The organism is Kitasatospora humi (assembly GCF_020907985.1).
Taxonomy (GTDB): domain Bacteria; phylum Actinomycetota; class Actinomycetes; order Streptomycetales; family Streptomycetaceae; genus Kitasatospora; species Kitasatospora humi.
In genome coordinates, this window is the sequence record NZ_JAJJPA010000014.1 from 105284 (window position 1) to 126434 (window position 21151).

Here is a 21151-nt window from a genome sequence, read left to right on the forward strand (position 1 = left end):
GTCCACCGCCCCAGGGTGTGGCTGCCCTGGTGGTGCCGCGCCGGCCTTGACCTTCCGCGTTGCCCGAGGGACTCCCTTCTCGCCGTTCCACTGGACGGGAATCTAGCCGGGCCGTCGGACCGATTGCCGTGCGCGACACCCGGGCGCTCGCCCCTGGCGGGGACGACTGTCACCCGGTTCGCGCACTGCCGCGTCAACTCGCTTTGACCGTCTGGACGGGTGCTCCGCGCGCTGCCGCGGAGCACCGGCGACCGGACCGGTGGCGGTCGGCGCGGTGGCGGGCCGGGCCGCCGGCGGTCGGCGTTTGTTTGCACACCCGCTCGTCGGTGCAGGATGGTCAGCACCATCCGGCCCCGACCCGCGGAGAACCCCATGCTGCTCGCCGACCAGCCGTACGCCCACCTGCTGAAGCCGCACCCCGGACCGCTCGGCCCCGACGAGCGCTACGACACCGCGCACTTCGCCGACCTGGAGCTGGACCGGGCCCGGGCGGGCGGCGCCGGTTTCCTCGAGTGCGCCTTCAGCTCGGTGACCGTCACCCAGGGCGTGCTGCGCCGCGCCAGGTTCACCGAGTGCTGGCTGGAGCAGACCCGCTGGCTCTCCACCGACCTGGCGCAGAGCGAGTGGCAGGACGTCACCATCACCGGCTCGGTGCTGGCCGGAGTCACCATCGGCGGCGGCCAGCTGCGTCGACTGACCGTGCGCCAGTGCAAGTTGGAGTCGGTCAACCTGCGCGGTGCGCTGCTCCAGGACGTGGTCTTCGAGGACTGCCGGATGCGCGACGTGGACTTCTCCGAGGCCCGGCTGACCGGGGTGACGTTCCCCGGCAGCGCGCTGGAGGGGATCCGGTTCCGGCAGGCCGAGCTGGTGCGGACCGACCTGCGCGGTGCCACCCGGCTGGAGTTGACCGACGGCCATCGGGGCCTGCGCGGCGCGGTCATCTCCTCGGCCCAACTGATCGAACTGGCCCCGCAGTTCGCCCAGGCTTTCGGCGTCGAGGTGCGCGACAGCTGACGTTCACCGGATGGCCGTTCGCTGACGTCCGCGAGAACAGTCCAACAACCCTTCAGGACGGGTCCTGGCGGGTGCACGTCCGAAGGGACAGGATGTGCCCCGACCACCGCCCATGTTGTTCAAACAACCCGAAGGGTCGGCAAGCCAACGATGACAGAGCTGAGCCGCAGGACGTTCATGGCCGTGTCGGCGGGCGCGGCAGCCGGGGCCGCCGTGACCGGTGCGGTCGCCGGCGCAACTCCCGCGCCCGCCACGCCACTTGCTGCAACTCCCGCCGCAACCGCCAGTACCGGCACCATCACCGACGTCCAGCACATCGTCATCCTGATGCAGGAGAACCGCAGCTTCGACCACTACTTCGGCACCCTCAGCGGCGTGCGCGGCTTCGGTGACCGCGCCACCATCCAACTCAGTGGCGGCTACTCGGTCTTCAACCAGCCCAACGGCACCGCCCGGCAGTACCCCTGGGCGTTCAGCGCGGGCAGCACCGAGCAGATCTCGCAGTGCAACGGCGACCTCTCGCATGCCTGGTCCGACCAGCACGCCGCCTGGAACGGCGGCAAGATGGACTCCTGGGTGTCGGCGAAGCGCACCGTGCGCACCCTGGGCTACCTGCGGCGCTCCGACATCCCGTTCCACTACGCGCTGGCCGACAACTGGACGATCTGCGACGCCTACCACTGCTCGGTGCTGTCGGCCACCGGCCCCAACCGCACCTACCACTGGTCCGGCATGATCGACCCGGCCGGCACCGCGGGCGGCCCGGCCTACGACGGCGGCGACGAGTCCGGCCTGAAGTGGCAGACCTACGCCGAGGCGTTGCAGGACGCCGGGGTGAGCTGGAAGGTCTACCAGAACGCCGCCGACAACTTCGGCGACAACGCCCTGGCGTACTTCAGCCAGTTCGCCAACGCCCCGGCGGGCAGCCCGCTGGCGGTCCAGGGCATGGGCTCGGTGCCCAGCGTCACCGGCCGCACCCCCGACGACATCGCCGCCGCGATCAAGGCCGATGTGCTGGCCGGCACCCTGCCCCAGGTCTCCTGGATCGTCGCGGACCAGCAGTCCTCCGAGCACCCCTACGCCACCCCGGAGGACGGCGCGCACTTCGTGCACATGGTGATGGACGCGCTCAACGCCGACCCGAACGTCTTCAATTCCACCGTACTGCTGCTCAACTACGACGAGAACGACGGCTTCTTCGACCACGTGCCGCCGCCGGTCGCGCCGGCCGGCACCGCCGGGGAGTTCTACAACTCCACCAGCATCGGGCTCGGCTTCCGGGTGCCGCTGATCGCCATCTCGCCCTGGAGCCGCGGTGGTTGGGTCAACTCCGAGGTCTTCGACCACACCTCGGTGCTGCGCTTCCTGGAGGTCTGGACGGCCGCCATCGGCAAGCCGGCCGGCTGCCCCAACATCAGCGACTGGCGGCGCAAGGTGTGCGGCGACCTGACCAGCGTCTTCGACTTCGCCAACCCGGTGTACGGGATGCCCAGCCTGCCCGACACCTCGCAGACCATCGGCCTGTCCACCTGCGGGCCGCTGCCCAACCCGTCACCGGTCAACAACGCGCTGCCCGCCCAGGAGAGCGGCACCCGCCCGGCCCGCGCCCTGCCCTACCAGCCCAACGCCAACCTCGACCACCTGGAGTTCGGCTCCGGCGGCGTCATCAAGGTCTGGCTGGCGATGGACAACAGCCAAGGCACCGGCGACACTTCGGCGCACTTCGCGGCATACGCCAACGCCTACCGCGGCGGTGGCCCGTGGCAGTACACGGTGGACCCGGGCGCGAGCACCAGCGACTTCTTCAACTGCGGCAGCAACTACGGCAACGGCAAGTACGACCTGACCGTGGTCGGCCCGAACCGCTTCCTGCGCCGGTTCACCGGCGACGCCACCGCAGCGGGCAAGAACGTCGCGGTCACCGCCTCCTACGCCGCGGCCCCCGGCACCGGCAGCACCGCCCTCTGGTTCAAGCTGGCCAACAACGGCTCCACCGCGGTGACCTTCACCATCACCGCCACCGCCTACCGCACCGCCGGCCCCTGGACGTACACCGTGCAGCCCGGCAGTTCGGCGAGCGAGTGCTTCAACGCGGTCGCCGACGCCAACGGCTGGTACGACTACACCGTCACGGTGAGTGGCGACGGCAGCTGGTCGCAGCGGTTCACCGGGCACCTGGAGTCCGGCGCACCGAGCGTGACCGGCTGACCCCTCCCGCTCAGGAGCGCTGTCGTGCCCGCCGCACCGGCGGGCCCGGCAGCGCTCTCGCGTTCGTCAGCTGTCCAGTATCAGCTGCAGCATCCCGCGCAGCTGCTCCCGCTGCTCGGGGTCGAGCCGGGTGAACGGGTCGTTGCCCCACGGCCGCTCGGCCCTCAGCGCGGCGGCCACCGCGCGCCCGGTCTCGGTGGCGGCGACCAGCTTGACCCGGCGGTCGGCCGGGTCGGGGCGGCGCTCCACCAGCCCGCGCTGCTCCAGCCGGTCGATGACCGCGGTCACATTGGACGGCTCGGCGTGCACCTGGTCGGCGATCGCCCGCATCGGCAGCGGTTGGGCGGCCGCCAGCAGCGCCTTGGCCTGCAGCAGGGTGAGCTGGTGGGTGGCCGCGGCGGTCTCCAACTCCCGGGAGTAGCGCCGGTTGACGGCGCCGAACAGGCCGACGAGCTGCTGGGTGAGGTCGTCCGGGGGAGTCGCAGGCATGGCTCCAGTCTAGGTGCTTGACAGCTTAACTATCCAGGATCATAGTTATGGCGAACAGTAGTTATCGCTAATAAGTAACTGCGAAAGCATCGAAAGTCAGGTGTGGATGATGACCGCCAAGACCGTGCTGCTGACCGGCACCTCCTCCGGCATCGGGCTGGCCGCCGCCGTGGCCGCCGCCGAGGCCGGCTGGCACGTGATCGCCACCATGCGGGACACGGGCAAGGCCGGTGCGCTGCGGGCGGCCGCCGGAGACCGCGCGAACCTGGAGATCCGGCAGCTGGACGTCACCGACCCGGCCTCGGTCGCGGCCTGCCTGGCCGACATCGACCGGCTGGACGCCGTGGTCAACAACGCCGGTGCCGGGCACGTCGGGACCCTGGAGATGGAGAGCATCGACGCCGTCCGGGACGTGATGGAGGTCAACTTCTTCGGCGTGCTGCAGGTCTCCAAGGCGGCGCTGCCGCTGCTGCGGGCCAGTGGCGGCCGGCTGATCACCATCACCAGCGTCGGCGGAGTGGTCGGTCAGCCGTTCAACGAGGCCTACTGCGCGGCCAAGTTCGCGGTCGAGGGCTTCATGGAGTCGCTGGCCCCGGTGGCGGCGACCCAGGGCGTGGCGGTCAGCGTGGTCGAGCCGGCCGCGGTGGCCAGCGAGTTCGTCTCCAACGTCGGCATGGCCGGCGACGCGGTGGCCGAGGCCGGCCCGTACGGCCCCGCGCTGGAGGCCTACCTCACCACCGTCGGGGGCGCCTTCGCCGGCGCCCAGAGCTCGGGCGACGCCGCCCGATCGATCATCGACGTGCTCACCGCCAAGCAGCCGCCCTTCCGGGTGCAGACCTCGGACCGGGCCCGCACCGTGGTCGGCCTCAAGCTCGCCGACACCGACGGCTCCGCCGTGCAGGCCATGACCGCCAAGTGGATCGCCTGACTCCGGCCAGCGGCCCGACGTGCGGGGCGGCGCGACCGGTGACATGTTGGTGACTGCCCAGGTCGCACGAACCCCGAGGAGGAGACATGGGCCTCATGGACCGGATCAAGGAGATGTTCGGGGGCGAGCACGGCGAGAAGGCCGGCCAGCGGCCCGACACCGCCGAGCGGCAGGTGCCCGGCCGGGACTCCCAGCAGTACCAGTCCGGCCAGTCCGGCGCGTACTCGTCCGACGCCTTCGGCGGTGTCAGCGGCAAGGCCGGCCAGCCCGACGAGCAACAGCTGCACCAGGCCGAGTCGGACATGGAGAGCGAGGGCGGCCACGAGTGGGAGAAGTGACCGGACGACCTTGACGAGGCGCGCCGCGGACGGCGCGCCTCGTCAGTTGCGCGGCGGCAGCGGCGGGCGGCGCAGGTCGGGCCTCGGGGCGTCGGACGGCGGCGCGACCGCCGGTCGCTCGCGCAGCAGCTCCAGCGCCACCCGCACCGCCTCCGCCAGCTCGGTGTTCCGCCCCGCCGCCCAGTCGGCGGGGCTGCGCAGCACCGGGATGTCCGGTGCCACCCCGTGGTTCTCCACCCCGAAGCCGTAGCCGTCGATGAACCACGAGGCGGTGGCCGGGAGCTGGATCTGGGTGCCGTCACCCAGCAGCTGCCGGCCGATGGTGCCCACCACCCCGCCCCAGGTGCGGCGGCCGACCACCGGTCCCAGACCCAGCAGCTTCATCGCCAGGATGATCACGTCACCGTCCGAGCTGGTCGCCTCGTCGGCCAGGGCCACGATCGGGCCGCGCGGCGCGTGACTGGGGTAGCGCCACGGGCGGCGGTCCCGGGTGAGGTCCCAGCCGAGCACCCGCCGGCTGAGCTTCTCCAGCACCAGCTCGGAGACGTTGCCACCGGCGTTGCCGCGCACGTCCAGCACCAGCGCCGGCCGGTCCAGCTCCCGGCGCAGGTCCCGGTTGAACTGCGCCCAACCGGAGCCGCCGAGGTCCGGGATGTGCAGGTAGCCGCAGAGTCCGTCACTGAACTCCCGCACCAGGGCCCGCCGTCGGGCCACCCAGTCCTGGTAGCGCAGCGGCCGCTCGTCGGTCAGCGGAACGACCGCCACCCGGCGCACCGGGCCGTCGGCGCCGCGCCGCAACGCCAGCTCCACGGTGCAGCCGCCGGTGCCGGCAAGCAGCGGCAGCGGGCCGCGCACCGGGTCCAGCGGCCGGCCGCCGATCTCCACCAGCTCGTCGCCCTCGCGCACCTGGTGGCCGGCCAGCGGGGCCCGGGCCCGCGGGTCGGACGTCTCGCCGAGCAGCACCCGGCCGATCAGCCAGCGCCCGTCGTGGTCGTGCCTGCCCGAGGCACCGAGCAGGCCGAGCGGCTGCTGCACCGGTGACGGTCCCTCGCCGCGCCGGGACGCGGTGACGTAGGCGTGCGAGGTGCCCAGTTCGCCGAGGAGCTCGCGGAGCAGGTCGGCGAAGTCGTCGGGGGAGGCGATCCGGTCCAGCAGCGGCTCGTACTGCGCGACCAGGGCGGGCCAGTCCAGGCCGCCCAGCGCCTCGTCCCAGAAGTGGTCCCGGACCAGCCGGGCCGCCTCGTGGTACGCCTGCCGCCACTCCGCCCCCGGGTGCACGGTGTGCACGATCCGGCGCAGGTCCACGTTGACCACCGGCCCGGCCAGCGGAACCAGCTTGAGCTGCCCGGACGAGAAGGTGCTGACCGCCGAGCCGTCACCGGCGACCGCGAAGCCGTCCACCTGCTCCTGCAGCGTCGATCGGGAGGCGGTGGCCAGGTCGAAGTGCTCCAGCGAGGGGCGGCCCGAGGTGTCGGTGGGGCTGGCGAAGGTCTGGCCGAGGGTGCCGGAGAGCGGCCAGCGCAGCCAGACCAGCCCGCCGCGCACCGCCGCCGGGGTGGAGTACTTGGAGGCGATCACCGGGAACGGCACCAGCCGGTCGCCGATCCCGTCCGGGTCGACCAGCACCGTGCCGTCGCCGGGGGCCGGGGCCTGCTCGTCGCCGACCGCGGCGGCGAACGGCGACGGGGTGTCGGCCGCCAGCGGCACCAGGTAGGGGCGGCAGCCCAGCGGGAACGACAGGTCACCGGTGTGCACGTCGTGCACCGGGTCGAAGCCGCGCCAGGAGAGGAAGACCAGGTACCGGCCGTCCCGGGTGAAGACCGGCTGCTCGTCCTCGAAGCGGCCGTCGGTGACGTCCAGGGGCAGCGCCTCGGTGCCGCGGTCCAGCCGGATCAGCCGGATCCGGCGCAGCGAGCGGCCGGCCACCGGTTGCGACCAGGCCAGCCAGCGCGAGTCGGGGGAGAAGGCCAGGCCCCGGATCGGGCCGAAGGTGGAACGGGCGAGCTCGCGCACCCCGCCGTCGGCGGCGTCCACCAGCAGCAGCCTGCCGTCACCGGCGGCGACCGCCAGGGTCGCGCCGTCCGGGGTGGCGACCAGCTCCAGCACCCGGCCGAGCCGACCGGAGGCGAGCCGGCGGGCCTCGGTGCGGGTGGCCTGCCCGGGCAGCGGGGCGATCTCCAGCGCGTCCTCGCCCTCGGCGTCGGTCACCCAGGCCACCGCCCCGGTGTGCCCGAGCACCACCGGCAGCCGGGCCCGCACGCCCGGGGTGTCGGCCAGTGCCCGGGCCGGGCCGTCGCGGTGGGTCAGCCAGTAGAGGCTGCCGCGCACCCCGATCACCCCGGACTTGCCGGTGCTGTCGCAGATCAGGTCGTTGACGGAGCGGGCGGCGGTCACCGGATAGGGCCGCCGGCCGGTCCGGCTGCCGCCGAGCCGGATGTCCAGCCGGCGCGGTTCGGGCGTGTCGAGGCCGTCCAGCAGCCAGACGTCCCCCGCGTGCTGGTAGACCACCCGGCGTCCGTCGCTGGCGGCCTCCCGGGCGTAGAACGTGTCGTGGTCGGTGTGGCGGCGCAGGTCGGAGCCGTCCGGGGCGCAGGAGTAGAGGTTGCCGATGCCTTCGTGGTCGGAGAGGAAGGCCACCCTGGGACGGTCGGGCCCGCCGACCAGCATCGGCGAGGAGAGGTGGCCGCGCAGGTCGGGCAGCAGCCGCTCGCCGTCCAACCAGAGGATGCCGGTGGCGCCGCCCCGGTAGCGCTTCCAGGCGGCCGGCTCGTGCGGGGCGGCGTTGGTCAGCAGCAGGGTGTGCGCCTCGGACACCTGGGCGTCGCGCACCGGGCCCCAGGGCTCGCGGCGGCCGGGAGCGCCGTTCGGCGGCAGCGCGTGCGCCCAGGTGTAGTGGGCGAACGGCTCGTGGTACGAGGTGACGGCCAGCACCTCGCCGTCCGGCAGCCAGCCGCGCACCCGGGTGTCCTGGCTGCCCCAGTACGTCAGCCGGACGGACGGGCCGCCGGTGGTGGGGGTCGTCCACACCTCGGGGGTGGGCCCGGACCAGCTGGTCCAGGCGACCGTGGCGCCGTCCGGGGACAGCCGGGGATGGCTGACCCGGGTGCGGTCGGCGGTGAGCCGCCAGGCGCGTCCGGAAACCGTGTCGCCCGCGAGCGGCGCCAGCCAGACGTCGTCCTCGGCGGTCAGGGCCAGCAGGTCGCCGTGCAGATGGGGGAAGCGCAGGTAACCACTCACAGGCCCATCCTTCGATGCGCCCCGGGACCCGGCAAACGGAAGCGCGCCGGGTCCGCACACACGCCGGAGGGCCCCCCGCTTCCGCGAGGGGCCCTCCGACCGTCTGTGCGCCGCCAGGGACTCGAACCCCGGACCCGCTGATTAAGAGTCAGCTGCTCTAACCAACTGAGCTAGCGGCGCCTGCTGACGTGGAGAACATTACCTGGTCACCGGCCGGATCGCCGAATCGGGGAGCGGCGGGGCGGGAGCCCCGGGGCTCGGCGCGCCGAAGGAATGAGATGGTTTGTCATATCTACGCTGATCTTGTCCGATGAGGAGGGGATCGTCTCCGTGGGTCAGCTCTCGCTGCTCTTCCTGGTGCTGCTCGCCTCGGTGATCACCGTGCCGGTGGGGCGGAAGACCGGCATCCCGCAGCCGGTGCTGATGACCCTGATCGGGCTGGTCTTCGCGGTGGTGCCGCAGATCCCGAACGTCGCGGTGGACCCGTCGCTGATCCTGCCGCTGGTGCTGCCGCCCCTGGTCTTCGCGGTCGCCCGGCGGGCCTCGATCGTCTACTTCCGGGCGAACCTGCGGTCCATCCTGCTGCTCGCCGTGGCCCTGGTGGTGATCACCACCAGCGCGGTGGCGGGAGCCGTCCACGCGCTGGTGCCGGCCGCGCCGGTGGCCGCCGCGGTGGCGCTGGGCGCGCTGGTCTCGCCGCCCGACCCGGTGGCCGCGGTCGCGGTGGCCGGCAGCGTCGGACTGCCCCGGCGGCTGGTCGCGGTCCTGGAGAGCGAGGGCCTGTTCAACGACGTCACCGCCATCGTGATCTACTCGCTGGCCGTCGAGGCGGTGGTGGCGGGCGACTTCTCGGTGCCGCACGCGCTGCTGCGGTTCGCGGAGTCCGCGGTGCTGGGGGTGGTGATCGCGGTGGCGCTCGGCTGGCTGGCCACCAAGGTGGCGACCCTGCTGGACGACCCGACCCTCCAGGTGGCGCTCAACCTGCTGGTGCCGTACGCCGCCTACGCGCTGGCCGAGGAGGCCGAGGGCTCCGGGGTGCTGGCCGTGGTGGTGGTCGGCCTCTACCTGGCCGAACGGGCCACCGACGCCGACGACGTCTCCTACCGGCTGGTCGGCAGCGCCTTCTGGGACATCCTGGAGACCCTGATCACCGGGGTGGCCTTCGGGCTGATCGGGCTGGAACTGGCCACCGTGCTCAGGGCCGTCGGAGCCGGCTGGCACAGCATGGTGGGGGACGCCGCGGTGGTGATCGCCGTCGTGGTGGGGGTGCGGCTGGTGTGGCTGCTGCCGGCCGCCTGGCTCTCCGACCAGCTCAGCCACGGCACCGAGGACACCCCGCTCAGCTGGCGGGAGAGCGTGGTGCTCTGGTGGTCCGGGATGCGCGGGGTGGCGACGGTCGCGCTGGCGCTGGCCGTCCCGCTCACCGTGCACGGCGGCGGGCCGTTCCCGGGACGGTCCCGGATCGTCTTCGTCGCCTTCTGCGTGGTGCTGTTCACCTTGGTGGTGCAGGGGTTGACGCTGCCCTGGCTGGTCCGGCGGCTCGGCATCGACCCGCACCTGGACCGGCGCGAGCAGGAGCAGCGGGAGCTGTGGTGGCGGGCCAGCAAGGCGGCGCTGGACCGGCTGCACGAGCTGGCCGACCAGGACAAGCTGCCGAGTGAACTCGTGGACAAACTCCGGGAACGCCAGCATGACCGGATGGCTCGCCTCTGCCCCGAGCAGTACGAGCAGGAAGAGGCCGAGGAGGCCCGCGAGCGAGCCGGGATGGTGCGCCGGTTCCGCGCCCTGGAAGAGGACTTGCTGGCCGCGTCCCGGCGGGAGATCGTGCAGGCGCGCAGCGAGCCGGGTGCCGATCCGGAGTTGGTCGACGAGGTGCTGCGCGGACTGGACCTCCGGTCGGAGCGGAAGTGAGGGCACTGCGTCAGGTGCCGGTGACGCCAGGTGTGCTGACAGTTCCGTAGGCTGGGCGCGGTCGAGCCGCCGAACGCGTCGGCGCTACCCGGGGTCCGTCCCTCCGGGCCCCGGCCGTCACAGACCGATCAGAGGAGAAACCATGCCGCAGACCCCCGCCGGCCAGAGCGCGCCGCTGAAGTGCGCGCAGCAGTGGGCCGCCCTCGCGGACCACCGCGAGAAGCTCGGTGACCTGCACCTGCGCGAGCTGTTCGCCGCCGACCCGCAGCGCGGCACCCGCTACACGGTGCAGGTCGGGGACCTGTATCTGGACTATTCCAAGCACCTGGTGACGGACGAGACCCTCGAGCTGCTGCGCTCGCTCGCGCAGGCCGCCGACGTGGCAGGCCTCCGGGACGCGATGTTCCGCGGCGAGAAGATCAACGTCACCGAGGACCGCGCCGTGCTGCACACCGCGCTGCGGGCCCCGCGCGGGGCCGTGATCGAGGTGGACGGCGTCAATGTGGTGCCCGAGGTGCACGCCGTCCTGGACAGGATGGCCGCCTTCGCCGACCGGGTGCGCAGCGGTGCCTGGACCGGCCACACCGGCAAGCGGATCAAGAACGTCGTCAACATCGGCATCGGCGGCTCCGACCTCGGCCCGGCGATGGCCTACGAGGCGTTGCGCTCCTACACCCAGCGCGACCTGACCGTGCGCTTCGTCTCCAACGTGGACGGCGCCGACCTGCACGAGGCGGTCCGCGACCTCGACGCGGCCGAAACCCTGTTCATCGTCGCCTCCAAGACCTTCACCACGATCGAGACGATCACCAACGCCACCTCGGCCCGGGAGTGGCTGCTGGCCCGGCTCGGCGCCGGCCAGGAGGCGGTGGCCAAGCACTTCGTGGCGCTCTCCACCAACGCCAAGGGCGTGGCCGACTTCGGCATCGACGTGGAGAACATGTTCGAGTTCTGGGACTGGGTCGGCGGGCGCTACTCCTACGACTCGGCGATCGGCCTGTCGCTGATGATCGCCATCGGCCCGGAGCGGTTCCAGGAGATGCTGGACGGCTTCCGCCTGGTGGACGAGCACTTCCGCACCGCGCCGCTGGAGCAGAACGTGCCGTTCCTGCTCGGCCTGCTGGGCCTGTGGTACGGCCAGTTCTTCGACGCCCAGTCGCACGCGGTGCTGCCCTACTCGCACTACCTGTCCAAGTTCACCGCCTACCTGCAGCAGCTGGACATGGAGTCCAACGGCAAGTCGGTGCAGCGCGACGGCAGCCCGGTCGGCTGGACCACCGGCCCCGTGGTCTGGGGCACCCCCGGCACCAACGGCCAGCACGCCTACTACCAGCTGCTGCACCAGGGCACCAAGGTGATCCCGGCCGACCTGATCGGCTTCGCCCAGCCGGTCGAGGACCTGGCTCCCGGCCTGGTCGCCCAGCACGACCTGCTGATGGCCAACTTCTTCGCCCAGGCGCAGGCCTTCGCGTTCGGCAAGACCGCCGATGAGGTCCGCGCCGAGGGCGTGGCCGAGTTCCAGGTGCCGCACCGCACCTTCCGCGGCAACCACCCGACCACCGTGGTGCTCGCCCGGGAGCTCACCCCGTCGGTGCTCGGCCAGCTGGTCGCGCTCTACGAGCACAAGGTCTTCGTGCAGGGTGCGATCTGGAACATCGACTCCTTCGACCAGTGGGGCGTGGAGCTCGGCAAGGTGCTGGCCAAGAAGATCGAGCCGGTGCTGCTGACCGGTGAGGGCGGCGAGCACCTGGACAGCTCCAGCGCGGCCCTGGTCGCCAAGTACCGCGCGCTGCGCGGTCGCTGAGCCGCTGAGGGGGTGGAGCGACGCACATCGCTCCACCCCCCGGGGCCCGTCCTTGAGCCGGAAACGCCGAAGGCCCCTCGCTCTCGCGAGGGGCCTTCGGTCGTCTGTGCGCCGCCAGGGACTCGAACCCCGGACCCGCTGATTAAGAGTCAGCTGCTCTAACCAACTGAGCTAGCGGCGCCTGCTGACGGAGAAAACTCTAGCAGCGCCGCGGGCCCAGCCAAAATCGCATATCTCCGGGGCCTCGGCGGAGCGGGCTCGGCGGAGCGGGCCTATCGGGCGGGTTCGGCGGGACGTGCCCATCGGGCGGGCTCGGCTCGGCGGGGCGTCGGCGGGGCGGGCGTAGCGGTGGGGCTCGGCGAGGCGGGCCCAGGGTGTTCGGGCTTCTTTCAGGCGGGCGAGAGCGGGCGCAGCAGGCCGGGGCGCGGGGCCAGCGGTTCCCGGGTGCCGGTCGGCTCCGGCAGGTGGGCCCCGCGGCGCCGCGGCTCCACCTGGTGCGGGGCCCGGACCGGTTCGGCTCCCCGCGCGGCCCGCACGCAGGCCCAGAGCAGCACGCCCGCTCCCGGCAGCCAGGGCTCCCTGCTGTCCGGGGCCACGATCCAGCGGCCGTCGGCCGGCCCGGGCTCCGGCTGGTCCACTGCCCGGCGCACCGGCGGCACGGTGACCGCGTCCCCGAGGCCGTGGCAGAGCAGCGGCGGCACGTGCCGCGCCCACTCCTCCCAGGCGAGCAGGGTGCGCAGCCGGGGTGCGGCGCCCGGTTGGGCGAACAGCAGGGTGCGGCCCCGGAAGCCCGCCACCGGCCCGCAGCCCGGCCCGGAGGCCCACAGCTCGTCCAGCACCCGGCGGCCGAACAGCGCGGGCATGCTGATCACGTCGAAGGCCCGCCCGCAGGGCAGCACGGCCGGGGTCCACGGCCTGGCCTCCCAGAGGGCCCGCATGCTGCGCGGGTATTCGCTGGCCGAGGCCAGCCAGGCCTCACCGGCCTGGGTCAGAGACGCCACGGATTGGTAGGTCCAGATGTCCACGCCAAGCAGGGTGCTCCAGGTGCCGCGCGGCGTGCAGTGAAAATCCCAATCGCCGGACAGCGGGGCCGGGCAGGGCGTAGGGTTTCCCGCCGCATATGCCAGCGGCCCTGCGCTCTACTCGCTGGGCCGGGGCTGGCGCAGCAGTCCGCGGCCGTACTCGACCATGCGGACCGCGTAGTCGGCCGTCCAGTCGGCACGGGCGGCGATCTCGGCGGGGGAGAGCGAGTCGAACCGGTGCGGATCGGCCAGCTGGGCCGCCGCGATCGCCTGGTAGTCCGTCGCGCGCTCGGCCGCGACGCGGAACGCCAGCGCCAACTCGGTGGAGCGGCGCAGCAGTTCCCCCGGATCGTCAAGGCTCTCCAGCTGGAAGAACCGTTCCGGCTCGGCCGTCAGCTCCTCGGGCTCGAAGAGCAGCGGAGCCGGACGCAACCGGCGTGGCGGGTCTTGGCGATCAGGCATGGGCGGGCACCTTCGGGACGGGAGAGCAAACTCGGCCGTCGTCCATTGTCGCTCCTGCCCCATCCGGGCGGAACGGCGCTCACGGACTCCGCACGCCGGAGCACGACTCGTCCCGGACGTTTCGGCCGGGTCGCCGCCGCGGCCGGCCGTGTGGGGTACGGGCCGGTGCCAGCCCGGGCCGGTGGTTCAGAGCCGCACCCGGTGCTCGGCCAGCTCCGCCAGCACCCGGTGGTTGGCCTCCCAACCGTCCGGGAACTGGGCGCCGACCCGTTCGAGCAGCGGGATCACCTCGCCGCCGATCCGCTCCTCCCAGCCCTGCGGGATCCGCACCGCGCTGCCCAGCTGCACCGGGTCGGTGGCCGGGTGCTCGTCCAGCAGCTCGGCGATCCCGGCCCGGGCCACCACGATGCAGGCGTGCCGGTGCCGGGAGGCCAGCACGCACAGCCGCCCGGTCTCCAGGTGGAAGGCGGTCGCGTCGTGCCGCCCGGAGAGCGGGTGCAGCACCACCGTGACGTCGTACTCACGGCCCTGCAGCCGGTTGGCGGTGTCCACCGCGACGGCCGGTCCGGTCGTCGCGTCCACCGGCACGCCCAGCTCCAGCAGCGCGGCCCGGACCGCCGCGGCCTGGTCGCGGTGGGCCGTGCCGACCGCGATCCGCTCGGCGGTCAGCGGCCTGCGGCCCTGCTCGGAGACCGCCAGCACGCCGCGGTCCAGCAGCCGGCGGACCGTCGCCGCCACCGCCGCCACCGCCTGCGGGTCGGTGCGCACGGTGTACCGGGCCGGCAGCTCCAGCAGCGCCCAGCCGTACTCGGCGGCCTCGTCGATCGCCGCGTCCACCGCCGAACCGTCGGCCCGCCCACCCGGGAGCAGCAGCCGGTCGCCGGGGCCGGTGCCGGCGTGGAACGGCGTGTACGGGTAGAACGCCTCCGACACCAGCGGCGCGGCCGAGGCCGGCAGCCGCCAGGAGACCGGCAGCCGGTGCGGGCGGATCGCCGGATTGTGCGCCAGCAGGGTGACCACCGCACTGCTCGACGGGTCGTGGCTCAGGCCGCTCCACTGCTCGGTGCCGACCACGGTGAACGGGTCCAGCTGGCCGGGGTCGCCGACGAACAGGGCCCGCTCGAAGAGCCGGGCCACGGCCAGCAGGGCGTCCGAGCGCATCTGGTAGGCCTCGTCCACGATCGCGTGGCGCCACGGCTCGACGTCCCGCACCCACTGCCACTTGGCGGCGGTGGAGATCACCGCGTCCAGCGCCAGCAGGTCGCCGGGCTTGGCGGAGGCGGTCACGTTGGGATGCCGCACCGCCTCGGCGGTGGGCGGGGTGTCCGCCGCGTGCAGCCGGCCGATCGTCAGCTCCGGTGCCTTGGAGGCGAGCCGGTCGACCAGGTCGTCCACCTGGCTGTTGGTCTGGGCCACGATCATCAGCCGCTCACCGGCGCCGACCAGCTCCTGCGCGGCCCGCACCACCAGGGTCGACTTGCCGGCGCCCGGCGGGGAGTCGACCACCACGCCGCGCGGGGCACCGGGTGCGGGGCGCACCGTGGCATCCAGGATCGCCGCCACGGCGGCATCGGCGGCGGCTCCCGGATCGGTCGCGGCGGTGGTGTCGACAGAGCTCACGGTGCTGGTCATGCCCACTCTTCGGCAACGGCAGTCGAATTCCGGACGGCGGACGGCGGCCCGCCGTGCGTCCACGGGGTGTCATCCGGCTCGGGCAGCGGCGCGGACTGGCGTGGCGTCAACTCGAAGAGGGCGAACAGCACTCGCTCGCCCGGCTCGGGCAGGGTGCCCGGCTCCGGGTCCCTGCGGCGGCCCATGCCGCTCAGCAGCCGCACCGTGACCAGCCCCTGTTCGGCCTCGACCGCGGCGATCCGGCCCTTCTGCGCACTCGGCGCCCCGATCCGGTGCACCTCGCGGCCGACCTCCGCGTGCGGGCGGTCGGCGGTGCGCAGCACCAGCAGCGGCCGGGGCCTGGGGGTGCGCCCCGAGGTGTCGTGGTCGAGCACCACCTCGACCACCTCGGCGGCGAACGCCTCGCCGGCCAGACGCCGTTCGGCCATCGCCAGCGGATCGTCCAGCGCCTCCTGGACATCGAGGCGGGCCTGCTCGCGCTCGCGCTGGGCCAGTTTGCGGGCGGCCGTCACCGCATCGTCCAGCCGGGGCTGCGGCGGCTCGCCGGCGGCCAGCCGGTCGCGGTGGCCGGTGTACGACCAGCGGTCGCCCTCCCAGCGTTCCGGCAGGTGGGCGGCCGGCGGCAGGGCGCGCAGCAGCTCCAGGCCGGACCAGACGTCCGACCAGGTGGGCAGGAGCACGCCGAGCAGCAGGGCCCGCAACTGCTCGACGCAGGCCTCGACCGTCCCGGGGGCCCCCGTGCCGGGCCCGCCGCGGCGGGCGGTCAGCGCCGCGTCGAACCGGGCGATCGCCGGGGCCAGCAGCTTCTCGTCGAACCGCGGATCGGTGGCCGGCCCGGCCGGCGGGTGCAGCAGTTGGCCCTGCTCGTCCCGGGCGGTCTCGGCCAGCTCCGCCGCCTGGGCCCCGGTGAGGCCGGCCGGCGGGTGGTGCCAGGCGAGCTGGGCGGCCAGGTGCTGGTCCTCCAGCAGCGACTGGCCGGTCGCCCAGTGCCGGGCGAGCAGGCCGGTCATCGGCAGCAGCATGCTGGAACCGGGCACCTGGGCGCGCTCGGTGAGATGGGTCAGCCAGCGGCCGAGCAGCGGCACCCGGGCCGGCGCCGGGTGCGGGCCGGGATCCGGATCGGCGGCGGTGCGGCGGAACCTGGTGGCCCGGCCGATCAGCGCCAGATGGCGGACGGCGCCCGCGTTGGGCACCAGCAGCTGTGGCGCGTCGGCGCACAGCTCCCGGGTGACCGGGGTCTTCTCGCCGGTCACCGGGTCCTTCTCGGAGCCCTCGATCAGCTCCACCGCCTCGGCGAAGGACTCCAGGTAGGGCAGCAGGTCGTCCGCGAAGGCGGCCAGGAACTCGGTGCGCAGTTCCCGGTTGAGCGGCTGCGGCACCAGGTGCAGGCGCGGCGCCTCGCGGTCGGTGCCGAGCAGCACGGCCAGCGGCGCACCGTCCTCGGCGGCGGTGGCCAGCGGGACCAGCACCATCGGGCGCTCGGACAGGTGCCGGTGGCGCACGGTGGCCAGCGGCTCGGCACGCCCGCTGCGGACCGCCTCCAGCCGGGCCAGGGTGCTCAACAGGCTCATCGGGCCGCCTCGGTGAGCGCCTCGGCACGCAACCGGGCCGCGCGGCGCAGCCGTTCGGTCGTCTCCTCGGCGGCCTCGCCGGTCGCGTAGGCAGCGCCCAACGCCTCGTCGACCGTGCGGAGTTCGCCGAAGTCCGCACGCACCCCGCGGCCGAGCCGGGTGAGCGCGCCCGCGTCCCGCGCCTGGGCCCGGCAGTGGAAGCCGAGCTCGCAAGCGGACAGGCACTCCGGGCCGTAGGCGGCCGGCACCGAGTCGACCGCCTGGGCCAACTCCTCGACCGGACGCGTGGGTTGCCCGGCGTCGTCGGGGGCCAGGTCGAAGCTGGTACCGGGCGGCAGCGCCTCCAGCAGCTCCTCGATCCTGGCCATCCTGGCCAACTGCCGCCGAGTGGTGGCCAGTTCGCGGCGAATGTCGAGCGCGGCCGCGGTCGGCCGCTGTCCGAAGTCCTGCGGGCAGACCAGCAGCACGGTCAATTCCGGCGCGCCCGGTGCCGCGCTGTCCGCGTAGGGCCCGGCGCCGCCGTCCACCCCGGCGGCCTGCTGCAGCGCCAGCACGTAGACCGCCGCCTGCCGGGCGGCCGCGCCCACCTTGGCGGGGTCGGCCGAACCGTCCAGCACCGGAAAGGACTTGATCTCCACCACGGTGCAGCGGCCGCCGTGCACCACCACCGCGTCCGGCTCCAGGAAGGCGGGCGCACCGGCCACCGTGAGCCGCAGCATCGGGTGGTCGAGCAGCGTCCAGCTCCGAGGGTCGGCCAGCGAGGCCTTGACCGCCTCGGCCAGCGCCTCGGCGGTGCGGGCCGCCCGCACGGCCGGGCCCGCGCCGGGCAGCAGATCGGGGGTGGCCAGCCGGTCGTCGTCATGCGGCGGCAGGCCGAGGTGTCGGCGCAGCGGGGCGAGCAGGGCGGCGCAGCCGTCCGCCTTGAGCCGGGCCTCGAAGACCGTGCCGCGCGCGATCGCGAAGGGGGAGCGGCCGAACGGCGCCGGATTGCCGATCCGGCCGGCCACCGCGCCCTTGTCCACCCCGGCGGCGTCCAGCAGGGCGCGGCGCCGGCAGCCGGGGTTGGCGGCGAGGGCGGCCAGTGCGCGGGCGTCCAGGCTCCGCGGTTCGGCCGCACCGCGCAGCGCGGCCAGCCGCCGCGCGGGTTCTGCGAGCGAGACGTTCATGGTGCTCGCCAGTGTCGCATCCGTCACTGACAGAACCCGCATCCGAGCCCGCTCGGCCGATGATCAGTGCGGTGGTCGTCGAGCGGCGGCGCCGGGGGGCCGACGGCCGGGCCGGAAGGTTCCCCGGCTGTCCTTGCCTTCGGACGGCGCGTCAGGCCACGGCGAGCCGGCCGACCAGCAGCTCCACCCTCCGCTCGGCTTCCGCCGGCGGCAGCCGTCCCGCTCGGGTCAGGGTGGCCAGCCCGTGCAGGGCCGCCCAGAACACCTCGGTGAACAGCCCCGGGTGGACGCCGTCCCCGGCAACCTCGCCGAGGTTCTCCAGCAGGGCGGCGAAGCCGTCCTTGAGCGGCTCCGGGGTGTCCTCGGCCGCGAAGGTCAGGCCGCCGTCGAGCTGGAACATGGCGTCGTAGACCGCCGGATTGCGCTCGGCGAAGTCGAGGTAGGCGTGGGCGACGGCGGTGACCCGGTTGCGTGGGCCGTCGGCGGCCGAGGCCGTGGCCCGCACCGCCGCGGCCATCTCGGCGGCACCCTGCAGCGCGACGGCGCCGATGATCTCGCGCTTGCCGCGGAAGTGGCTGTAGAGGACGGGCTGGCTGTATTCGATGCGCTCGGCGAGCCGGCGGGTGGTGACCGCGTCCCAGCCCTGCTGCTCGGCGAGTTCACGGGCCGTCGCCACGATGAGGCGCTCGCGGGCCGCCCGTTCGCGTTCCTTGCGTTCCTGTACCGACATATTTGGATCCTAGCACCGCTAGACAAGTGAGCGGCAGCAGTACTAGCGTTAGCTCATCATCTAGCGGCGCTAGATCCCAGGAGGGGTCATCATGCTCGACGCACTCAAGGTCGTCACCATCGTCGTCGTCGGAGTGATGGTGGGGGTGGAGTTCTCGGTCGCCTTCGTCATCAACCCGATCCTCAAGGCCCTCCCCGACGAGAGCTGCCTGAGCGGCCGCGCTCACGGCGGCCGGATGCTCGGCGCCGTGATGCCGTTCTGGTACATCGGCTCGCTCGTCCTCGCCGCGGTCTGGGCCATCGCGGGATGGCACCGCCACGGCGCCGGCCTCGTCGTCATCGCCGGCGCACTGCTGGTGCTCAGCGTCATCATGTCGCTCCTGCTGCTCGTCCCGATCAACAACCGGGGCAAGACGTGGACCCAGGAGAACCGCCCCGCCGACTGGAAGGAGCAGGCGAACCGCTGGGACCGTTTCCACTACGTCCGCGTCGCCGACATCATCGCCGCCTTCGCCCTGCTGGCCGCGGCCCTCGTCTGAGCCCGCGGGCACCCTGCGTCGAGTACGGCGAAGTGGAAGCGCGGCTCGTGGGAGCGAGCACGGTGACGGCTATCCCGCCCACTCGCAGATCCGCTGGAAGTTGCCGCCGAGCAGCAGGTCGAGCACCGCCTGGTCCCGGACGGCGGACTCCACCGTGTGCCGGGCCGCCACCACGTCGCCGTACGGCGTGTTGGAGCCGAACAGGCACTGCTCCGGCACGGTCCGGGCGGCCGCGCGCACCGCGAAGGTCTGCAGCGCGCTGGACAGGTCCAGATAGAGGTTGGGGCGGTCGGCGGCCAGCTCGACCAGGTCGAGCGCGTGCATCCCGCCGAGCGCACCGACGATCACCGGCACCGCCGGGTAGCGGGCCGCCAGCAGGTGGTAGGTCCGCAGGTCGTCGAGGGTGTTCGGGGCGAAGCCGTGCACCAGCACCGGCACCCCGCCGTGGTCGGCGGCGGCCGCCAGCACCGGTTCGACGGCCGCCGTGCCACCCGGGGCCGGGGTGAGTTCGCCGAGGCCGACGAACTCCGGGTGCGCCAGCTGCTCGGCCACCCAGCGGTGGATCTCCAGCTCCGGCAGTTCCAGCGGCACCGAGGCGAAGCCGACCGTCTCGCGCGGGTGGGCGCGCACCGCCCGGCGCACCTCGTCGAGCGCGGCCCGGAACCGCTCCTCGGGCAGCGTCGCCCCGCTGATCCGCCGCATCAGGCCGGCGAACTCGGCGCGCAGCTCCTCGTTGGTCGCCGCGGCCTCCGGGTGGACGCTGGTCGGCAGCAGCACCGTGCGCTCGACGCCCGCCTGCCGCGCCCGGGCCAGCTGGGCCGGGACATCGACGGTGACATGCGCGTGGACATCTGTTGTCACGTGAACTCCTGTGGACGGCTGGGTGGTTGAGGTCGCCAGGCTAGACTTTGACATCGGTGTCAAGGTCAAGCCCCGGGGAGGTCGTGGGTGCGGATCAGCGAGTTGGCGAGGCGCAGTGGAGTCAGCGCCCGGTCGTTGCGGCACTACGACCGGCACGGGCTGCTGAACGCCACTCGACTGCCGAACGGCTACCGGGACTTCACCGAGCAGAGCGTGGAACAGGTGCGGCGGATCCGCTCGCTGCTGGGGGTCGGCCTGAGCCTGGCCGGGGTCGCCGCGCTGCTGCCGTGCTTCGCCGACGACGGCCGGCTGGCCGGCTGCGACCGCGCCAGGGCACGGCTGGTCGACCAGATCGCGGCGCTGGACGAGTCGCTGGCCGCGATGGCCCGGACCAGGGCGATGCTCGCCGAGGAACTGGCCCGCTGGGCCGAGCCGGGCGACCCCGGCCCCGGGTCCGGCGGTGCTGACCTGGAGTAGTGCGGGCCGGCAACCGGGGGGTGCCCGAGGGCGACCGGCGGGTAGGGAATCATGGCAGTGCCGGTACGCGTTCGGCATACCAGCTCATGCCCCAGCTCTCCAGGAGTCCGCGATGCCCGCTCGTCTGATCCTCGTCCGCCACGGTGAGACCGCCTGGTCGGCGAGTGGCCAGCACACCGGCCGGACCGACATCCCGCTGACCGAGGAGGGCCGCGAGATGGCGCGCCGGGTCGGTGCCCGACTGGCCCGCGCGCCCTGGTACGGCCTGCCCGAGGCCCGGGTCTACACCAGCCCGCTCTCCCGGGCGCGCGAGACAGCGGAGCTGGCCGGCTTCGGTGCCCGGGCCGTGGACCGGCCGGAGCTGATGGAGTGGGACTACGGCCAGTACGAGGGCCGCACCGGTGCCGACATCCGCGAGCACGACCACCCGGGCTGGGTCATCTGGCGCGACGGCGTGGCCGGCGGCGAGAAGATCTCCGAGGTGGCGGCCCGCGCCGACGCCTTCCTGGCCGACATCGAGCAGGACCACGGCACCCCGCACCCGGAGACCACCACCATGCACGCGGCCGACAGCGACGTGGTGGTGTTCGCCCACGGTCACCTGCTGCGGATCCTCGCCTCGCGCTGGCTCGGCCAGGCCCCGGAGTTCGGCCAGCGGCTCAAGCTGGGCACGGCCGCGCTCTCGGTGCTCTCCTGGGAGTACGGGCTGCCCGCGATCGAGATCTGGAACGACCACAGCCACCTGGACGGCCTGGCGGGCTGA

At 73.5% G+C, this 21151-nt stretch carries 18 protein-coding genes and 2 tRNA genes; 9 read left to right on the forward strand and 11 right to left on the reverse strand.

All coding sequences use genetic code 11. The features are described 5' to 3' along the window. Positions 1-372: 372 nt before the first annotated feature. Entirely contained in the window at positions 373-1014 is a 642-nt protein-coding gene (locus tag LN042_RS16200) for a pentapeptide repeat-containing protein (RefSeq protein WP_230051920.1), read from the forward strand. A 150-nt stretch (positions 1015-1164) separates the two neighbouring features. Continuing rightward, positions 1165-3222: a phosphocholine-specific phospholipase C gene (locus tag LN042_RS16205; protein ID WP_230051921.1), complete on the forward strand. Its 2058-nt coding sequence runs from the start codon at positions 1165-1167 to the stop codon at positions 3220-3222. Between the two features lie 66 nt (positions 3223-3288). On the opposite strand, the gene LN042_RS16210 is transcribed toward LN042_RS16205, so the two are convergent. Continuing rightward, positions 3289-3711 carry a MarR family winged helix-turn-helix transcriptional regulator gene (locus tag LN042_RS16210; RefSeq protein ID WP_230051922.1) on the reverse strand — a complete coding sequence of 141 codons (423 nt, stop codon included), beginning with the start codon at positions 3709-3711 and terminating at the stop codon, positions 3289-3291. Between the two features lie 109 nt (positions 3712-3820). On the opposite strand from LN042_RS16210, the gene LN042_RS16215 reads away from it, so the two are divergent. Further along, on the forward strand, positions 3821-4639 hold the full coding sequence (locus tag LN042_RS16215) for an SDR family NAD(P)-dependent oxidoreductase (protein ID WP_230051923.1): 819 nt from the start codon (positions 3821-3823) through the stop codon (positions 4637-4639). A gap of 86 nt (positions 4640-4725) precedes the next feature. Further along, positions 4726-4977, forward strand: coding sequence for a hypothetical protein (locus LN042_RS16220; protein ID WP_230051924.1), 252 nt, complete (start codon positions 4726-4728; stop codon positions 4975-4977). Positions 4978-5019: 42 nt separating this feature from the next. Here the strand turns inward: LN042_RS16220 and LN042_RS16225 are convergent, their stop codons facing one another. Continuing rightward, positions 5020-8214, reverse strand: coding sequence for a S41 family peptidase (locus tag LN042_RS16225; RefSeq protein WP_230051925.1), 3195 nt, complete (start codon positions 8212-8214; stop codon positions 5020-5022). A 106-nt stretch (positions 8215-8320) separates the two neighbouring features. Beyond that, positions 8321-8394 (reverse strand) — tRNA-Lys (locus LN042_RS16230). A gap of 150 nt (positions 8395-8544) precedes the next feature. Here LN042_RS16230 and LN042_RS16235 point away from each other — a divergent pair. Continuing rightward, on the forward strand, positions 8545-10125 hold the full coding sequence (locus LN042_RS16235; protein ID WP_230051959.1) for a Na+/H+ antiporter: 1581 nt from the start codon (positions 8545-8547) through the stop codon (positions 10123-10125). A gap of 142 nt (positions 10126-10267) precedes the next feature. Further along, positions 10268-11929: a glucose-6-phosphate isomerase gene (gene pgi / locus LN042_RS16240; RefSeq protein ID WP_230051926.1), complete on the forward strand. Its 1662-nt coding sequence runs from the start codon at positions 10268-10270 to the stop codon at positions 11927-11929. Positions 11930-12036: 107 nt separating this feature from the next. Here the strand turns inward: pgi and LN042_RS16245 are convergent. From LN042_RS16245 to LN042_RS16275, 7 genes are all read right to left on the reverse strand, one after another. Continuing rightward, a tRNA-Lys gene (locus tag LN042_RS16245) sits at positions 12037-12110 on the reverse strand. A 208-nt stretch (positions 12111-12318) separates the two neighbouring features. Next, entirely contained in the window at positions 12319-12954 is a 636-nt protein-coding gene (locus tag LN042_RS16250; protein WP_230051927.1) for a bifunctional DNA primase/polymerase, read from the reverse strand. Positions 12955-13068: 114 nt separating this feature from the next. Beyond that, a complete protein-coding gene (locus tag LN042_RS16255; protein WP_230051928.1) occupies positions 13069-13413 on the reverse strand; it encodes a DUF8844 domain-containing protein in 345 nt (114 codons plus the stop codon). A 186-nt stretch (positions 13414-13599) separates the two neighbouring features. Further along, positions 13600-15045: an AAA family ATPase gene (locus tag LN042_RS16260; RefSeq protein WP_230051929.1), complete on the reverse strand. Its 1446-nt coding sequence runs from the start codon at positions 15043-15045 to the stop codon at positions 13600-13602. Next, positions 15042-16616, reverse strand: a complete 1575-nt coding sequence (locus LN042_RS16265; protein ID WP_230051930.1) for a hypothetical protein — start codon at positions 16614-16616, stop codon at positions 15042-15044. Before LN042_RS16265 ends, LN042_RS16260 begins: the two co-directional genes overlap by 4 nt. Further along, on the reverse strand, positions 16613-17782 hold the full coding sequence (locus tag LN042_RS16270; protein WP_230051960.1) for a hypothetical protein: 1170 nt from the start codon (positions 17780-17782) through the stop codon (positions 16613-16615). Before LN042_RS16270 ends, LN042_RS16265 begins: the two co-directional genes overlap by 4 nt. 151 nt (positions 17783-17933) lie before the next feature. Then, a complete protein-coding gene (locus LN042_RS16275; RefSeq protein ID WP_230051931.1) occupies positions 17934-18512 on the reverse strand; it encodes a TetR/AcrR family transcriptional regulator in 579 nt (192 codons plus the stop codon). 91 nt (positions 18513-18603) lie between these two features. On the opposite strand from LN042_RS16275, the gene LN042_RS16280 reads away from it, so the two are divergent. Further along, on the forward strand, positions 18604-19050 hold the full coding sequence (locus LN042_RS16280) for an anthrone oxygenase family protein (RefSeq protein ID WP_230051932.1): 447 nt from the start codon (positions 18604-18606) through the stop codon (positions 19048-19050). Positions 19051-19119: 69 nt separating this feature from the next. On the opposite strand, the gene LN042_RS16285 is transcribed toward LN042_RS16280, so the two are convergent. Further along, positions 19120-19911, reverse strand: a complete 792-nt coding sequence (locus LN042_RS16285) for an amidohydrolase family protein (protein WP_230051933.1) — start codon at positions 19909-19911, stop codon at positions 19120-19122. Positions 19912-19998: 87 nt separating this feature from the next. Here LN042_RS16285 and LN042_RS16290 point away from each other — a divergent pair, with 87 nt between their 5' ends. Together LN042_RS16290 and LN042_RS16295 are read left to right on the forward strand one after the other, a co-directional pair. Beyond that, entirely contained in the window at positions 19999-20388 is a 390-nt protein-coding gene (locus tag LN042_RS16290; protein ID WP_230051934.1) for a MerR family transcriptional regulator, read from the forward strand. Between the two features lie 112 nt (positions 20389-20500). Beyond that, on the forward strand, positions 20501-21151 hold the full coding sequence (locus LN042_RS16295; RefSeq protein WP_230051935.1) for a histidine phosphatase family protein: 651 nt from the start codon (positions 20501-20503) through the stop codon (positions 21149-21151).

Excerpts from the sequence above, each read along its gene's own strand:
- LN042_RS16200 (WP_230051920.1), top strand. The coding sequence starts at position 373 with ATGCTGCTCGCCGACCAGCCGTACGCCCACCTGCTGAAGCCGCACCCC.
- LN042_RS16205 (WP_230051921.1), top strand. The coding sequence starts at position 1,165 with ATGACAGAGCTGAGCCGCAGGACGTTCATGGCCGTGTCGGCGGGCGCG.
- LN042_RS16210 (WP_230051922.1), bottom strand. The coding sequence starts at position 3,711 with ATGCCTGCGACTCCCCCGGACGACCTCACCCAGCAGCTCGTCGGCCTG.
- LN042_RS16215 (WP_230051923.1), top strand. The coding sequence starts at position 3,821 with ATGACCGCCAAGACCGTGCTGCTGACCGGCACCTCCTCCGGCATCGGG.
- LN042_RS16220 (WP_230051924.1), top strand. The coding sequence starts at position 4,726 with ATGGGCCTCATGGACCGGATCAAGGAGATGTTCGGGGGCGAGCACGGC.
- pgi (WP_230051926.1), top strand. The coding sequence starts at position 10,268 with ATGCCGCAGACCCCCGCCGGCCAGAGCGCGCCGCTGAAGTGCGCGCAG.
- LN042_RS16255 (WP_230051928.1), bottom strand. The coding sequence starts at position 13,413 with ATGCCTGATCGCCAAGACCCGCCACGCCGGTTGCGTCCGGCTCCGCTG.
- LN042_RS16260 (WP_230051929.1), bottom strand. The coding sequence starts at position 15,045 with ATGACCAGCACCGTGAGCTCTGTCGACACCACCGCCGCGACCGATCCG.
- LN042_RS16265 (WP_230051930.1), bottom strand. The coding sequence starts at position 16,616 with ATGAGCCTGTTGAGCACCCTGGCCCGGCTGGAGGCGGTCCGCAGCGGG.
- LN042_RS16270 (WP_230051960.1), bottom strand. The coding sequence starts at position 17,782 with ATGAACGTCTCGCTCGCAGAACCCGCGCGGCGGCTGGCCGCGCTGCGC.
- LN042_RS16275 (WP_230051931.1), bottom strand. The coding sequence starts at position 18,512 with ATGTCGGTACAGGAACGCAAGGAACGCGAACGGGCGGCCCGCGAGCGC.
- LN042_RS16280 (WP_230051932.1), top strand. The coding sequence starts at position 18,604 with ATGCTCGACGCACTCAAGGTCGTCACCATCGTCGTCGTCGGAGTGATG.
- LN042_RS16295 (WP_230051935.1), top strand. The coding sequence starts at position 20,501 with ATGCCCGCTCGTCTGATCCTCGTCCGCCACGGTGAGACCGCCTGGTCG.